We start from the raw sequence: 16,088 nt of genomic DNA, 5'->3' as shown, positions 1-16,088 counted from the left end.
GCGCGTGACCCACAGTTGGAGGAGAGCCGCCGCATGGATGACGGATCGGTCGGTGATCTTTTTCGCCGCGCGGCAGAGCATGCCGTGCGGTTCCGCGACACTATTTCTGATCGTCAGCAAAGGCCGCAGGTCTCCTATCTCGGCTCGCTGGAGGCGTTCCGCGAGCCGGTTCCGGAGGAGGGGGCGTCCGGCCCCGAGGTGATCGATGCGCTTGCCGCCAAAGCGGAGCCCGGCCTTCACGCCATGACGGGATCGCGGTTTTTCGGCTGGGTGATCGGCGGCTCGCATCCGGTCGGGGTGGCGGCAGACTGGATGACCAGCGCCTGGGGCCAGAACGCCGGCAACCATCATGCCGCACCGGCTGCGGCGGCAAGCGAAGCCGTCGCCGCCGGCTGGTTGCTCGACCTTCTCGACCTGCCGCGGGAAAGTTCCGTCGGCCTCGCGACCGGCGCGACAGTGGCGAACTTCGTCTGCCTTGCCGCGGCGCGCGGCGAGGTCCTGAGGCGCGTCGGCTGGGACGCCGAAGCGCAAGGTCTTTTCGGCGCGCCGCCGGTCACCGTGCTGATCGGCGACGACGCGCACGCGACGGTCTTCTCGGCACTGCAGTTTCTGGGCTTCGGACACGACCGCGTCACTCGCCTGAAGACCGACGAGATGGGCTGCATCAGCACATCGGACTTCGGCGAGGCGGCGGCCAGGGTCTCCGGCCCGTCGATAGTCATCCTGCAGGCCGGGCAGATCAACACCGGCGCCTTCGACGATTTCGCCGCACTCATGCCGATCGCCAGGCGCATCGGCGCCTGGGTCCATGTCGATGGCGCCTTCGGGCTCTGGGCCCGCGCCAGTGCCCGGAAGCGGCTGGCCGAGGGCGTTGATGAAGCCGATTCCTGGGCGACCGACGGCCACAAATGGCTGCAGACGCCCTATGATTGCGGCTATGCCATCATCCATGACGCGGACGCCCATCGCCGTGCGATGACGATCGCGGCGAGCTATCTGCCGCCGAGCCACGAGGGCGAGCGGGACCCCAGCCATTTCGTGCCGGAGCTTTCGCGCCGCGCCCGTGGCTTCGCCACCTGGGCGATGATCAAGCATCTCGGCCGAAAGGGCATTGCGGCGATGATCGAGCGTCATTGCCGGATCGCCCGTCAAATGGCCGATCGTCTGCGCGGCGAAGAGGGGATCGCCATTCTGAACGAGGTCGTGCTCAACCAGTTCATGGTCCGCTTCGGCGCGGGCCGAGCGGACGAGGAGGCCGACCGGCTGACGCAACGGACTGTCGAGAGGCTGCAGGCCGACGGCGTCTGCTTCGCCGGCGGCGCGAACTGGCGTGGGCGAAAGGTAATGCGTGTGTCGGTCATCTCGTGGCTGACCGACGACAGCGCCGGAGAAATGGCGGCGGATGCCATTGTCGCCGCCTGGCGGGCGGTGAGCGACACGGGCGACGCCGCCACCGGGTGCGAAACCGTACCGTAAGTCCGTCAGGCCTGCATCGAAAAGGAGGAATGCCATGTCATCGATGCGATTGCCAATAGTGGCCGCCCTTGCCGCGCTGATGATCGTCAGCCCAGCGAGCTTCGCTGCCGCGCAGACGCCCGCACCGGTTCCGCCGGCCGGGCAAACGCCCGACCAGGACCAGGACGCGCAAGCGGATCGGCCGGATATGGACCGCGGCGACGGAATGCGCGATGGCCGACGCGGGGATCGCATGCGCGAGCGGATGCGGATGCGCGGAGGGATGCACCGGCAGATGATGAAGATCATGTTCGCCATCACCGATGCGGACAATGACGGCGCGCTTTCCTTCGAGGAGATCAGCACCATCCACAAGCGGATCTTCGACAAGGTGGACGTCAACCGCGACGGCAAGGTCACGCCCGAAGAAATTCAGACGTACTTCCACAACTAGTGGAGGTCCGCTAAGTTTGTCCTGTTCCGGGGGTGGTGATGGCCCGCCCGGAATGCTTGCGGGGATCGGATGGCATCACTGAAGTTGAAGCGCGTCTACGAGGCGCCGGAAGCGTCGGACGGCACTCGCATTCTCGTCGACCGCCTATGGCCGCGCGGCATGGCCAAGGACAAGGCGCGGATCGACCTCTGGCTGAAGACCATCGCCCCGAGCGACGCGCTGCGCAAGCGGTTTCATGGCAAGCCGGAGGATTGGGATGCGTTTTGCGACGCCTATGCCGAGGAGCTTGAAGGCGAGGCGGCACAGGCGTCGCTGGAAGAACTGCGCGAACAGCTCAGAGGAGGCCCGGTGACGCTGCTTTATGCGGCGCGGGATGAGAGCCACAACAATGCGATTGCACTGAAGGCGTGGCTGGAGAAGAATCGGGGTGGGAACTCAGCATCCTAGATGTGCGGATCGCACGAACGAAGCAGACGCCGTCACACCAACGCTAGCCGATAGGCCGAACAAACCGGGAGGACCGTTCAGATGGAATCGACCGCTCGCATCTGCCGTGGCTGCTGGGATCAGATGCACATGCCAATCCCGATCCGAGGTCCGCTGGCGCTTCCGTTTCGTGCATTCGGCATCACCCGGAGCAAGATGAACCCGAATATCTGCACGATCTGCGAGCGTTCCTTTCGATACGTCAAGAAGCAGCGCCATATCTCTGCCACCGCCACCATCCTGTTCGCCGACATCCGCGGTTTCACTAACCTCTCGGAGCGGATGGACCCGGTAACTTTGAGTGAAATCGTCAGCGTCTTCCAGGATCGATGTGCTCAGGCGGTCTGGGCTCACGACGGAATCGTCAACAAGCAGATGGGCGACGGCCTGATGGCGATCTTCAACTTTCCGATCAAGATCAAGCATCATGCTGACGCTGCCGTCGCGGCAGCACTCGATATCCAGCGAGCTTGCACGTCGGCTCTCAAGAGCCTGGACTTGCGCATCGATGAAGCTTCGGTCGAGGCGCTCGGCGTCGGCGTCGGGGTTCATACCGGTCAGGTCGAGATTGGCGAGTTCTCAACCTTCCGCAGCGACTTCACGGCAATTGGCAGTGCGGTCAATCTGGCCGCAAGGCTTGAATCCCAAGCCGCTGCAGGCGAGATATTGGTCTCGGCCGAAGCTGCGGCGCAGGCGCCGGAACGGATGGCCGGCACACAAACGCGCGCGTTCAGGCTCAAGGGCATCGAGCATCCGGTGCCGGCGCACGTCTTACTCAAGAGCTGAGACCTTCCGATCACAATTGCTTCGGACTCGCGCCCGAATTGCGCGGATCGCTTCCGAGCCCTCCGGCCGCTATTTTATCGAAAAGACAACCGGCCCTGATGCCGGGTCGGTAACGCCGAAGCCACCACCCAGATCCTCCAGGGAGTCGCGGAAGCTGTCGAGCGTGGCAATCATCTGAGATCGAGCGGCGGCCAGCGCCTCCATGCTCTCCCATTCCGCAACTATGCAGTAGTGCCCCTCACCGGTCTTGATGATGCTGGCGTGACGCAAGCCCGTCCAAGCCGCGCCGATGTCTAAGAATTGACATGGCTGCTGTCGCGAAAAATCACGCGAGATGATCAGCGAACGCACCAAGGTGGCAATCGCTGCCAAACGCGCACGTGGTGCCTCGTGGGGAATTAATGGCCGGGGTGTCGAGCAAGCGGACGCATTTGCCTGCGCATTCAGGTAGAGATCCAGAACTTCGTGGGCCGCGGTACTATTGGCTGCTATTGCGCGGGATTTGAACGCTCGCGGCGTACGAACGTCGAGAGGTGGGGCCATGTTGTGCGGGCGCTTAAGCGGATCAGCGGGTGCGGGAGGTGTACACCCCCTGTGGGAAATTGCACATATCTCTATAGTTGTGCAGCAAAATTTTTGATAGTCATTCAATACTTTGTGGGCTTCGATGGAGAACGATATGGCTGGGAAGAATAAGGAGGGTGCCAATGAGCAGCAATCCAAGACAGAGGCTGAACTGAAGCGACGCAGGTCGCAGCGTTCCTTCCCCGCGTCCACATTCGAAGAACCGCTTGAGTTTGCCAAGGCTGTTTTCAGGATTGGCAGTGGGCAGTCCGTCAAACGCCTCACGCTTTTCGACCAATTGGGCAAATCCCCGGAGAGCGGCGGCTCCCGGCAGTTGATTATTAACTCCGGCAAATATGGGCTCACTAAGGGTGGAATGCAGGCAGAAAGCATTGAGTTGACCGCTGACGGTTTAAAGGCCATTGACGATCAGGTGCCTGAGCGAGAGCGAGCCCGCGCGAAAGCGCATCTGGCGATCACTGCAATTGAACCTTTCCAAAAGTTGTATGAGAAGTTTGTCGGCAATAAACTACCCGCGCACGCCGTTCTTATGGACGCCGCGAAAGACATTGGGATCGACGCTTCTCATGCCGCAGAGGCTGTAGATACCTTCGTCGTAAATCTTCGCTTTGTAGGATTGCTTCGAACCTTGTCTGGTGCCGAGCGAATTGTATCGCTTGACATGATGCTTGATGGACTTCCTGCCGGTACGTCGATGTCTACTGCTCGTGCGATGCCGGTGACGTCGAGGAGCGTTGTAACATCCGACCATGCTCAGTTCGAAAGCACCTGCTTTTACATCGCACCGATTGGTGAGGACGGCAGCGAGCCCAGGAAGCATTCTGATTTATTTCTCGGTACGATCATTGAGCCGGCGCTTGAGCCGTTCCAACTGAAGGTCATTCGAGCAGACGCGATCGATAAACCGGGCGTCATCACACGGCAAATCATCGAGTACATAATGCGCTCACGTTTGGTAATCGCTGACCTATCGTTTCACAATCCCAACGTCTTTTACGAGCTTGCGCTACGGCACGCGGTTAAATTGCCGATAGTTCAGGTAGTCAGGGCCACCGAAAAGGTCCCGTTCGATGTCAACCAAATGCGCACCATACATGTTGATACCTCGGACATATATGCTTTCGCTCCTCGCATAGATTCCTATCGGTCAGAAGTAGCAAACCAAGTGCGCCGTGCGCTGGAACCGGACCACGTAGTGGATACACCCATATCAGTGTACTTTCCGAATATGTCGGTATCATTCTAAATAATTTCAACGTAGTGGTAAGTTAAATCGATATAATGGCGAATGGAAAAACGTTATCAGGTCTTTGTAAGCAGCACGTTCGCGGACTTGGAGCACGAACGGCAAGAAGTTATGCACGCGCTGTTGGAGTTGGATTGTCTCCCGGCTGGTATGGAACTTTTTCCCGCTGCAAATGAAACTCAATGGAACTTGATCAGGAAGGTCATTGACGATAGCGATTACTACGCTCTGATCCTCGGCGGTCGGTACGGCTCACTCGGTCCAGATGGCCTGAGTTATACCGAAATGGAGTACCGCTACGCCTTGGAGATAGGTAAGCCCACAGTCGCGTTTCTTCACCGGGATCCGGGAAAAATCGTCGCGAATAAGACGGAAGCCACGGAAGAGGGGCGCCAAAAACTCAAAGAGTTTCGCCACCTAGTCGAAAAGAAACTCTGCAAGCACTGGGATACCGCGCACGAACTTGGTTCTGTTGTGAGCCGCAGCCTGATCCAGTTGATTAAAGCCAATCCCGCAGTCGGCTGGGTTCGGGCCAATGAGGTGCCGGATCGGGATGCCACTTTGGAATTGCTGAAATTGCGGCGGCAGGTTGAAGACCTTAAGTCAGAATTGCAGCGAATGCGAAAATCTGCTCCAGAGGGAACTGAGGGGCTGGCGCAGGGTGAGGAGGATCATCGAGTCCGATATCGATTCTCAACACGCGAGTCGGGGCGCTACATGGATCATGCCCACTACAATGCCAACATACTAATAACGTGGAATGATTTATTTGCGACGGTAGCGCCTCGCATGATTCATGAGTCCACTGATGATGAATTGAAGAGCGCGCTGAATTCTCTACTCGCAGAGAGAGCGCATGCCATGTTGGGCGACCGCGACGAATTTAAGCGCTATGAACTGAGAGGATTTGACATCAACGATGATGATTTCCAGACGTTGAAGGTTCAATTTAGGGCATTAGGACTCATCGCAAAGAGTGAGAAGGCGAGAAGCGTCAAGGATTCGGGCACCTATTGGACCTTAACTCCATATGGGGACGAAGTTATGACGCGACTTCGTGCGATCCGGTCGGACAACGAGGCAGCCGAATTGGGCGCCAGTGGTGCAGTAGAAGAAGTGACGCCAGAGGATGACATCTAGGCATAAAAGGCTCGTAATTTTGGCAGGCCGATATTGTGGATGGTATTCGCTGCGCTCGCCGCGTTCCGCTTCTTTACTCTACGCATGCGTCATATCATTGGTAAGCGCGATTTTCCCCGCACATTGACGCCGGCGATTTCGACGGATCGTCTTGCGTTGGGAACGGCATCTGGTCAGGCGGTGGCAGTCTGTGTGAAGTTGAAGGGCAACAAGTCGTCGATATCAGCATCGCCCGCGCGTTGAGGCAATTCGGTAAGGACGTGGCGCAACCACGTCAACGGCTCGACGCCGCAGGCACGGCAGGTCAGCATGAGGCTGTAGATGACGGCGCTGGCCTTGGCTCCGTCGGTGGTATCGCTGAACAGCCAGCTCTTTCTGCCGGTCGCAAAAACTCTGATGTCGCGCTCCAAGATGTTGTTGTCGATCGGCATCCTGCCATCGTCTGTGTAGCGCGTCAGATAATCCCACTGGTTCAGGGTGTAGGATACAGCATCGCCCAGCTTGGTGTCCGGCATGACCTTCGGCGCGATTTCGTCGAGCCATACCTTGAGAGCGGTCAGGACGGGTATGCTGTGTTGCTGTCGGAATCGGCGAACGCTGTCGGCCTTCGTTTCGCCGGCATCAGGCTTCTTGTCTCGTGCTTGCCTTTCAACCCGATAGAGTTGTTCGAAGAACCGGAGAGCCTGCTCGGGCGGACCGCCGCCTTTCTTTCTGGCTTTGAGGGCATCGACGAAGCGCCGCCTCGAATGGGCCATGCATCCGATATGGATCGCGCCATCCAGCGTGCGCCAGGCGGTGTAACCATCGCTCATCAATATGCCGCGGTAATCGCCGAGGAAGGTCTGGGGGTGAATCTGGCCGCGGCCCGGCTGATAATCGAGAAGCACGATCGGCTCGTCACTGTCGTCGCCGCTCCGATAGGCCCACATATACGATGTGCTGGTGGCCTCTTTGTCCTTTTCCTTCAGGACCTGAACGGTCGTCTCGTCGCCATGGATGAGGGGTTGCGACCTGAGCCGCAGTTTCAGCGCGTCATAGATGCGATGCAGATGCTTCTCGCTCGAACCGATCACCCAGTGGCCGAGAGCACCACGGCTGACAGGAACACCGGCGCGTTCGAAGGTCTGCGCCAGACGGTAGAGCGGTGTGCCGTCGACGTACTTGTGAACGAGTGCGAAGGCCAATGTCGAGGCCGTGGCGATGCTGCCCGGCAAGGGCTGCACCGGCATCGGCGCGGTCACGACAGGCGTGTTGATCCCGGTGCGGTCGCAATGGCGGCATGCATATTTGAACCGCACATTCTGTAAGACCTTCGCCTTCACTTCGATATGAAGTTGCTCGGTAACGGCCTCGCCCATGCGGTGCATCTGCCCACGGCAGCAAGGACAAGCCTTCTGATCGTCGGGAAGGTCATACTCGACGCGCTCGCGCGGCAGGTTCTGCGGTAGTGGTCTGCGGCCACGCTTCTGACCCGTCGTGCTTTCGACAGGCGGCAGGCCTGTGTCCGGAATGTCGATGACCTCGCTCTCGTGGCTGTCCGCTCCATCCTCGTCCGCAGCCTCTTCGGCTTCGTTGAAGATGCGATCAACGTGCTTTTCGCTGCGCGGCGCAAAGCGATGGAGCCGTGCAAGCGCCAGCTCTTCCTCCAGCTTGACGACCCGCTGCGAGAGCGTTTCCTTCTCGGCTTTCAGCGCGGCGATTTCGGCAGCATTGGCCGCCAACTGCGCCATCAGCTCTGCAACGCTCGGTTCGCCGGTTCGATTCATCGTAGTTTTGAATCTGAACCGCTACCCTACGTCAACAGCTCAATTCGCCACCCTCAGCCGGCGACCTGATACTGCCGCACCGGGTGGCGGACCATCGCATCGATATCGATGCCGTCGAGGATCCAGTGCAGTTGCTCGGTCGTCACCGTGACCACCGCCACCTCACGGCGAGGCCATCGGAACTTGTCCTCGGTCAGCCGCTTCAGGACCAGCACAAAGCCCGATCGGTCGAAGAACAAGAGCTTCATCCGGTCGCGACGGCGATTGCAGAACGCAAAAACCGCTGGAGCAAACGGATCGAGCGCCATCGTCTCCTGGACCAGAACTGCAAGGCTGTTGATGCCAGCCCGAAAGTCGATCGGTTCGCGATGCAGGTAGACCTGAAGGTCAGCGCCCAGTCTGAACATGACCCAACGCTCCGATTATTGCTGCCAACACGTCCACATCACTACATTCCAGCGTCAGCTTCACACCGTTCGGCAGTGACGCGCTCACCTTGGCTGGAGAGGACAGCCGGTCGATCCTCTCCGATTGCGATCGTCGCTCTTCACCATCCGTGGCAGGCATCTCCAACGCAAACGCGCTGCTCTGCATTGGCAGGCTGCTCGCCGCGGTGATCTGAACCGGAAGAAAAGCCGATGTCGAAGACGGCGGCAGAGCACGGAACTCCTTGGCCTTCTTTATCCATTTCCAAACGAGGTTCGCGTTGACCCCATGTTCGAGCGCAAGTTTCGATACTGATGCGCCAGGTTCAAGGCAGGCCGAAATAAGACGGTCTTTCGATGCTGGATCGAACCGGCGTCGTCCATTCCGACCAACGAGTCGCACGACAAGCTTTTGACCTTCTTCCATCATTTGGTGTCCACCTCCTTTAGGTGGACACCAAATGCCAAAGCTCACACCATCACAGAAGGTGCGGGGAAATTCGCGCTTACTATCATTGATCTTTTAGAATATTTTCTGTGCAGCGTTTCGAGTTCCGCTACGCATGGTGCCACTCTTTGCGAGATCAAAGTGAAAGCGCTCCGTTGGTTTGTCGCTGAGAGCCATGCCATTCCTTGATTTTACTCACTTTTTTGGATGCCCTTCAAAAAGGTGACGGCTTAATGTTCTGATAGGTCTGGTCATTTCAGCCCGGATTTGACGTCATGGCAAAGAAAAAGGGCCCGCCTTCGCGAGCCCCCTGGCAGTTCAGCAGTGATGTTTATGCTTTATTGAAGGAAGTCTCGAACGTCCTTTCTCCGATAGAAGAGTGACGGCCGACTGGCGGTGACGGTTTGATCGAAGATTGGCCGAATGCCCTTTGCGTCTAATTCCCGACGCAGTTTCCGCGGAGAGATTCCGCGCTGCGCGGCAAGTGACCAAAGTGAGACATGAGTCCGCTCGAACTTTTCCAGCGATTTTAGCGTGACATACTTTTTTCGAAGCCATGTCCTTGGACAAACCGCATCGACGCCTTGCAGAAACCCGAGTTTTAGGAGTGTCAGTCCGGTGATACCGGAAGCTCTCAGCCGACGGCTGACCTCGGTCCAATAGAGGAGCTGGTTTCCAGCAAATAGCGTAGACGTCTTGTCATGCCGCTTTTCTTTCGCAGTCCTACGGCGCTTGGCTTCAATGCCCGCACGGAGTTCTGTGGGATCGACCAGGTAGCAGCAGAGAAGACCGCTCTCGGGGGACCGGCGAAGGCTGGGTAGTTCGCCGTTCAACGCCAGTTCGAAGATTTCATATTTTTTGCATCGGGCGACACGGCATGCATTGGCCAGATCATCCAGCCTAGCAAGTTCGTTATCCCGGGCGATGTCTACAGTTAGCCTTTCGAGGAAAGCGTCGACGTCTTGCTTCCTGACGCGGGAGTAGACGCGAGAATTCCCGAACGCCTCGACCCGCGGCATCAGATTGGCGTCGAGCATCGACCTCACGGTATCGATGTCGGTGCCGAAGATCGTTGCGATTTCCGATGTGGTGAGGGTTTCGAGGGCTGCGGTCAAAACTTCATGACCACGGTCAGCGTCGAAGTAGATTCTGCCGCTCGTCAGTTCCGATGGTTCGACAAGGCCAGCCTGAACGACGAGATTGTAGACCCGATCCTCCATCATGTTGTACTCGAAGCTTGCGGAGCGCACCGAATGGAGAAATCTCCGGCTGGTGGGGAGGACGAATGTCTCTGCCAAGCCGATTGGGAGATATCTTTCGGCGAAGTCCTGGAAGAGTTTCACGACGCCCTCGAATTCCTCCCGCTTATAGTTGCGCAAGAGCCATTCGCGCAGGCTGCCGAATACGCTTTGAAATTCACCTGCCGACGGTTTCCGCAGGCCAATGACGTCGGCGACCACGGTCTCGATCCTGCTCGGACCTTGAGATGCGATCGCGTAGCCCCTCTCAATATCCGTCAAGGCAACGGCGGGAAGTTCGCCGCCGATGCTGTTTGCCTGCTGAAAGCGGCCGAGGTTTCGGCAGAGGTCCACGGCCACGTATGTTTCGAGGCTGTCGAGGAATGTGCTCGCCGGGATGTCTTGGAGCCTCGCGGCCACGTACTTGTCCACCTCGAACGACGGCGACATTCGCGCGTCTCTGGCTTCTGCTTCGATTTGCGGAAGATGCTTGGCGATGAACAATGCAAAGTCGCCGGCGTGATGAACATCGGTCTTGGCTTCCTTGATCGGGCATCCATGCTCCGGGCAGTTGAGAATAGCCCGGGTCGTCCACCAAACCCGCATGAAGGGGCGAAGATGCGTCGGCCCGGTGCCGTTAGCGAGGTCGCCTACCACGCATTTTGGGCAGTAACGATGTGTGTAGCCGGGTCGCATGTCCCGGCTCATAAGTGCGCTGCCAAGCCTCCATGTTGCCCCCCTTTCCAAGGTCCCGATTGCCCAGGACGATAGAAGCGGCGCATCAAATTCGGACCATTGGGACAACATGGCAACGGCTGCAGGCTCGCCCACATTGATGGCGTGGGGCGACGTTCCCGTAATGGCAACGAAGTCTCGCATGGATGGAAAGCCGTTGGCCATGGCAAGGCGGGAGGTGAGACCCAAGCGGGTCTCACCAGCGTGATAGTCGACAACGTTCCTCAGTGCCATGTCTTCGACTTTCTTGAGGGTTTGCTCTTGGTGGGGAGTGGCAGGAGATCGACGAGGGCATTGCCGCGGTCAATGTCCTGCCAGGCGGAGGCCGTCATGATGTTGTCGACGTCACGGCTTCCGGAAAAGCGGCCGTAGGCGAAAGCGAAATCCTTCGTGTGGAGGCGCACATGGCCTTTCGAGAGGGCCTTGTAGCAGGCGGCGCGAATGAATTCGATCAGAGTGCCGATTCCGCCACCCGATGCGCTGACCAGACGACCGAGGAAGTCGTCGGTCAGCAACTGATCAGCCAGTTCTAATCTGCAGTGATCCACCACGATGTCGCGCAGGATCATGGTCACAACCGCCTTGTCCCCGGGGAAGAGTAAGTTCTCGAATCGCATTACCGTGGAGCGGTTTGCCAGTTGCTGATCACCTGTGAAGAGCGTTGCCAGCTCCGAAACGCCACTGAGGATCAGATGCAACGGCCAGTCAGGGATGGCGATCAGGCTTTTGAGCCGGTCCTGAAGTCTGCGTACAGCCGCCGCCGTATCGGCTTGTAGCAGGTGTTGGGCTTCGTCGAGATGGACGAGGATCGTTCCGGATTCACGTAACTGAGATTTGAGAGCCTGGAATAGGTCATACTCATTGGCCCGATGGTTTGCGGGCACATCCAATTGGTTCAGCATGTGAATGGCCAGGTCCTTGTTCGTGCAGGGCCGCGGCACCTCGGCGCTGATCATCGGGATGACCAGTTTACCCTGTTCATTGCGGTAGCGTTTAAACCCGCCGAAATCGTTGAAGACACGCCGGAGCGACGTCGTCTTTCCTGTTCCTGATTCACCGATGACGGCAAGGATGCGGCGACGGCTGCCTCCACCCTGAAGGCACACTTCTGCATGGTCCCAGAGCTCCTGAACTCGATGGCGAAGATGTTCGCAGCGTTTGAAGGAGACGTATCGGGTGTCCTCAAGGACTCGAAGGTCGCGCAACTCAACTGTTTTGTGGGTCATATCAATAGTCCTCGTCGTATTGAGCGAAATTGGAGGTGACGCCATGGAAGTCGGCGAAGTCTTCGTCGTCGTTATCGGTCTGCACGTCGGCAGGCTCCTCCATCCGGTCGTGGCTAAACAGATCGGGGCGGTTCATGACTTCACCGATGCGAAGCGGATCATCGAAGGCTGGCGCTACGTGGTGTAGTGACGGAGCATCATCTGATGAGACCGCGGTCCACCCGCCGAACAGTTCCTTCTCCCACTTGAGGAAGTCGGCGGCCGTCGGAATGCGAGGTGAAAGTCCGGCACGAAGGGATGCCGCCTCCCCAGTAGCACGCAGGCGATTGATGGCCTCGTACATGATTTTGATGCCTTGCTCGGCAGCTGTCTCGTAGTGGGAACGAAGTTCGTTGCGGGCCGTGATCCACTCTGCAAAGGTGACATCGTCGTCGAGACCGACGGTATTGCGGGCTACGAACCAGCCCTTGTCGGACTTGAACGAGACGTGCGCCGCGCATTCTGGGTCGAACTTGACCAAGACGTCGGCCTCGCCGTGCTTCCTCCGCAGTCGCTGGAGCTCGGGATCGTCGTAAGTGATCCCCATCACCGTCACACCATACGGCGACACGCGACGCTGGGTGGTGTGGCCGAAGATGTGAAGCATCTCCTGAGCGCCAGGGGGGAAGTCGACCTCGTATTCTTTGCAGGCATCCACCCAAGCATTGTGTGGTGTGTTCCCACCAAGGCCTTCATGGGGCTTGTTGTGATAGATGTCGCAGATCGCCAGGATGAAGACCTTGATGAGCTCCTCCACCAGAAGGGAGGCATGCTTTTGGGGGTCGTAGTCGCCTTTCTCGACGACGTTGTGGAAGGTGCGGCCATCGAAGTAGGGGGCGACCAGAAGACCGATGGTGTGAAATAGCCGCTCGATGAAGGGGCGGAAGGCGGGTTGGCCCGCTGGAGGACGGTTGGCCTCGATCTTGGCGAGCCTCAAGACGTTCTGGGTGCGCTTGGCGATGAATTCGGAGCCATTGTCATGCGCGATAAACTTGGGTCTGAGTTTCGCGATCCACGGCGTCTGCGCGCCGACATACGTCGACAGATGGCGCTTGTCGCTCATGATCATGCGAATGACCGCAACCGCTGCCGCGCCGTTTGGGTTCAGGCTTGCCTTGAAAGCCACGATGTAGCGTGTCGCAACGTCGATCGCCGCACCGAAATAAATTCGGACACGCGGAATTTTCTCCTGAATGTCTGGTGGCAGGACATTCCAGATTCCGGTTTCGACGAGAAGGGAGACCAGGTCCACATTGACGAAGTCCATTTCGATCCGCTGGCCGGGAGCGACGATGGTAAAGCTGCGACGGATAGCCATGAATTTTTTGACGGCGTATTTTTCACCGTAGCGGCTGGCCACGACGTGGAAGGCGTCGAAGTTTGAGATCATGGCCTGGAACTTCTTGCGAGAGACCTTCTCCATCCGCAGGTGCGCGGGAAGTGTCTCGTTCTCCGTCTTCAAGGCGGCAAGGTACCGTCGATAAACGTCCGCCTTTTTAGGGCGGCTGCGATCAAGATAACCCCGGGCCTGATCGTGCGCGAATGCGATAGCGCGGGGATTGAAGGCGAAAAGCTTCGATCCTGGCCCGTGGTGACGAGGAAGCAGCGCCATGACGTCCATGTCGCAGGCGTGATATCGGTCGTGCCAGCGCTTGAAGGTTTTCGCCGTGGGCCGTTTGTAGATTTTGACATCGGAAACGCTGTCCGCGCGCCCTTCTTGGGCCGCGTCATTGACAAGTCTGGAGTTGATGGTGCTCGTGTATTCCTTGAGCTTTGGTCCTAGCACCTTCTCTGAGAAAGGCAGCCGCTTGCCAATTTGCTCGCACTCGTCATCGTACATCAGCACCATTTGCTCGCGGTACAGTGCGATGTCGCGGTCCTTGGCGGCGAACTCTTCCCAGGTTTTGTCGCCAAAGATGTTGCGGATCAACTGCTGGGCCGGACTGTTGTAGCCGTAGTGGATTTCGGCCCTTCTGCTGTCGAGTGCGGCATAGATTTCCGCGTGAGCGAGAAAGATTTTGCGCTCAGAGTTGATCTCGGACTGAAGGATATAACCGACGCCATCGCGTGTTAGCGGGATGAAGTTCTCTTTGGTTTCCTTGCATTCATAGCGGTCTGCCGGGGACATCCCGACGAGGGTGTGGAAGAACTGTTTCGAAGGTGAGGGACGGAAAATCATATTCATGTCTGTTCCTTTCGAAGGTCTGGGCTGAGATCAGCGGGTGAGGCGGAGCCAGGAGAGTTCGTCGATGCGGCCGAGCGAGCCGGGTTCAAGGACGCCGAGATCGATGAGCCGCCAGATGGCGGTGCGGCGTTTGGCGCGGGAGGCGCAGTTAAGAAGCAACTGGCCGAAGCGGACCTGCCCCGGCAGTCCTTTCACGAGGTCGCAGAGGCGCGTTGTTTCGTCCTCGTCGTGATGATCTCGGGAGGTCAGGATGAAATATGCGTTCTCGCAGAGCTCGTAGGTTGCTTCGGCGTCAGTCGCGAGCATGACTGCATCGATGATGCCGGGAGTCCGACGCCCCCCTTTGCCGATCCCGGTGATGCCGTTTGCGCGGATACGGTCGAGGAGGGCCGTCATTTCGGCGGATTTCCGGGCAGCCTTCACCGCGATCCCGATGCGGGTTCCGTTGGTCAATTCGATGCAGTAGTCGAAGGTATGGCTATGGATGACGCCATCCTCGTCGATGTATTCCACCACCGGGTACTGCGAGACGAGCCGTTTGAGATGCTTGTAGGTTCTTAGCAAAGAGCTGACGCGCTGTTCCAATCCGCTTTCGTGGTAGACGACCGTATGGCCGACAACAGAGTGTCCGCGGTTGGTCTTTTGCTGCCTGAGGGCCGGCGTACGCCGAGCAGGGCCATGGTCCGGGACCATAAAGGGCAGGCTCGGTTCGGGGGCGCTCCCCCAATCCAAAGCCTGCGCGTCGCCACTTCCGGCTTGGGCAGGGAAGGCGAGGGAGCCTAATCCGGCATGTTTCAGTTTGATGAACTTCGCGATTCTATGGGTGTGACGCACTGTGGTGTTCCTTGAACTTGAGCAAAGCTTCGCCATCCCGCATCCCGAAGGCGGGCCGAAAGCGTTTGCGTTTGACGGGCTGTTCGCGCGACCGCAGGAGTTCGGATGAGGTCGTCGGCTGGCCACGGTCGGAATCCGCCATCGACGCCAGTCGGGCGTGGGTATCCGATCCTCCGCATGGATGCGGATGATCAGGGTCGGGCTTGAGCCGCTACTTCATTGAACAAGAGCGATCGCAGTACGCGCGATCAACGGAGGCAGGGCGGATTACTGATCCGCGTCTGCTCGATCACGCCGACGGCCACGTATTCGCTGCGTCAACGTGATGACGGCGGCCGTGCGAAGGACGCCGGATAGAACTGTTCTACGATCGATGAGAAAGTGGCGCATCCTATGCTCCAGAATTAGGCGGTCGATGATCCTATGTCCGAGGCCCCCGTCAGGGTGCGTTTCGGCTCAGAGGTTAGCGTTTCCTATGTAGGCTATGCTTTTCATCGTGATGCCTTCCGGTAGCTCAATGTCTATCGTGGTGGATGTCACTCACGCCACGATAGACATATCTTGCTAAACAGGAAGTTAATCACGAAAGCCGGCCGTCGCTTACCTGGCTCTGAAAGAAACAGAGCCAAGTGCAGCTGTCATTCGGAAGTGTTGTGAGCACAAGAAGGGGTCGTCGGGGAATTGTTCTGCAAGTTCCTCGAAGGTTTGCTCTTCGGAGTAGACTTCGATGTCCGCGATGTTGAGGATCAATGTCTGCTGCTTCATCTGCATGACTATCTCCATTCGGCCATATAGCCGAGCACGTTCGCAGGCTGCTGCGAACCTTGGTTGCGATGGGATGAGTCCTTGAAGACAACCACGGGCCACGCCTTGAAGGCGCACTCCGGCGACCACGCTGCCGACGTAGGTGTCGCCGCGTGCCAACGGACCGGTTTCCGGTTGCTTTTGCCAGCGCGACGCAATATACACGAATCGGCGCGCGGGCATTGGACTCGATTCGGTACTGTGTACCTCTCAAGTTCAAGTCGCTTTGATCGGCA

At 58.4% G+C, this 16,088-nt stretch carries 15 protein-coding genes; 6 read left to right on the top strand and 9 right to left on the bottom strand.

From position 1 onward, the window contains the following. The first annotated feature begins 33 nt into the window (after positions 1-33). The 4 genes from USDA257_RS23630 to USDA257_RS23615 all read left to right on the top strand — a co-directional run bounded on the left by USDA257_RS23630 (position 34) and on the right by USDA257_RS23615 (position 3,181). Positions 34-1,476 carry a pyridoxal phosphate-dependent decarboxylase family protein gene (locus tag USDA257_RS23630; RefSeq protein WP_014765516.1) on the top strand — a complete coding sequence of 481 codons (1,443 nt, stop codon included), beginning with the start codon at positions 34-36 and terminating at the stop codon, positions 1,474-1,476. A gap of 34 nt (positions 1,477-1,510) precedes the next feature. Next, positions 1,511-1,909, top strand: coding sequence for an EF-hand domain-containing protein (locus tag USDA257_RS23625; RefSeq protein ID WP_014765515.1), 399 nt, complete (start codon positions 1,511-1,513; stop codon positions 1,907-1,909). A gap of 69 nt (positions 1,910-1,978) precedes the next feature. Then, entirely contained in the window at positions 1,979-2,356 is a 378-nt protein-coding gene (locus USDA257_RS23620) for a DUF488 domain-containing protein (RefSeq protein ID WP_014765514.1), read from the top strand. A gap of 81 nt (positions 2,357-2,437) precedes the next feature. Beyond that, entirely contained in the window at positions 2,438-3,181 is a 744-nt protein-coding gene (locus USDA257_RS23615; protein ID WP_014765513.1) for an adenylate/guanylate cyclase domain-containing protein, read from the top strand. A gap of 69 nt (positions 3,182-3,250) precedes the next feature. Here USDA257_RS23615 and USDA257_RS23610 read toward each other — a convergent pair whose 3' ends face one another. Then, positions 3,251-3,553 carry a DUF718 domain-containing protein gene (locus tag USDA257_RS23610; protein WP_223843370.1) on the bottom strand — a complete coding sequence of 101 codons (303 nt, stop codon included), beginning with the start codon at positions 3,551-3,553 and terminating at the stop codon, positions 3,251-3,253. Positions 3,554-3,860: 307 nt separating this feature from the next. Here USDA257_RS23610 and USDA257_RS23605 point away from each other — a divergent pair, with 307 nt between their 5' ends. After that, positions 3,861-5,012: a hypothetical protein gene (locus tag USDA257_RS23605; RefSeq protein WP_014765511.1), complete on the top strand. Its 1,152-nt coding sequence runs from the start codon at positions 3,861-3,863 to the stop codon at positions 5,010-5,012. Positions 5,013-5,054: 42 nt separating this feature from the next. Beyond that, positions 5,055-6,152: a DUF4062 domain-containing protein gene (locus tag USDA257_RS23600; protein WP_048657432.1), complete on the top strand. Its 1,098-nt coding sequence runs from the start codon at positions 5,055-5,057 to the stop codon at positions 6,150-6,152. Between the two features lie 173 nt (positions 6,153-6,325). Here the strand turns inward: USDA257_RS23600 and tnpC are convergent, their stop codons facing one another. The 8 genes from tnpC to USDA257_RS36670 form a co-directional block, all read right to left on the bottom strand. Further along, positions 6,326-7,918, bottom strand: coding sequence for an IS66 family transposase (gene tnpC / locus USDA257_RS23595; RefSeq protein ID WP_014761247.1), 1,593 nt, complete (start codon positions 7,916-7,918; stop codon positions 6,326-6,328). Between the two features lie 53 nt (positions 7,919-7,971). Then, positions 7,972-8,325 (bottom strand): IS66 family insertion sequence element accessory protein TnpB, encoded by a 354-nt coding sequence (gene tnpB / locus USDA257_RS23590; protein ID WP_014761246.1) that lies wholly within the window; start codon positions 8,323-8,325, stop codon positions 7,972-7,974. Then, positions 8,306-8,773 (bottom strand): IS66-like element accessory protein TnpA, encoded by a 468-nt coding sequence (gene tnpA, locus USDA257_RS23585; protein ID WP_014761245.1) that lies wholly within the window; start codon positions 8,771-8,773, stop codon positions 8,306-8,308. The genes tnpB and tnpA overlap by 20 nt, the downstream gene beginning before the upstream one ends. Positions 8,774-9,129: 356 nt before the next feature. Then, the gene (locus USDA257_RS23580; RefSeq protein ID WP_014765509.1) at positions 9,130-10,998 is read right to left on the bottom strand and encodes a TniQ family protein; all 1,869 of its coding nucleotides are present in this window, start codon (positions 10,996-10,998) and stop codon (positions 9,130-9,132) included. Next, entirely contained in the window at positions 10,989-11,990 is a 1,002-nt protein-coding gene (locus tag USDA257_RS23575; RefSeq protein WP_014765508.1) for an ATP-binding protein, read from the bottom strand. The genes USDA257_RS23580 and USDA257_RS23575 overlap by 10 nt, the downstream gene beginning before the upstream one ends. A gap of 1 nt (position 11,991) precedes the next feature. Next, positions 11,992-14,214 (bottom strand): Mu transposase C-terminal domain-containing protein, encoded by a 2,223-nt coding sequence (locus tag USDA257_RS23570; RefSeq protein ID WP_014765507.1) that lies wholly within the window; start codon positions 14,212-14,214, stop codon positions 11,992-11,994. 30 nt (positions 14,215-14,244) lie between these two features. Then, positions 14,245-15,084, bottom strand: coding sequence for a hypothetical protein (locus USDA257_RS23565; RefSeq protein ID WP_014765506.1), 840 nt, complete (start codon positions 15,082-15,084; stop codon positions 14,245-14,247). Positions 15,085-15,648: 564 nt separating this feature from the next. Continuing rightward, on the bottom strand, positions 15,649-15,819 hold the full coding sequence (locus USDA257_RS36670) for a hypothetical protein (protein ID WP_153297034.1): 171 nt from the start codon (positions 15,817-15,819) through the stop codon (positions 15,649-15,651). Between the last annotated feature and the right edge of the window lie 269 nt (positions 15,820-16,088).

Source organism: Sinorhizobium fredii USDA 257 (assembly GCF_000265205.3).
Lineage (GTDB): Bacteria > Pseudomonadota > Alphaproteobacteria > Rhizobiales > Rhizobiaceae > Sinorhizobium > Sinorhizobium fredii_B.
This window is presented reverse-complemented; position numbering and strand designations above follow the sequence as displayed.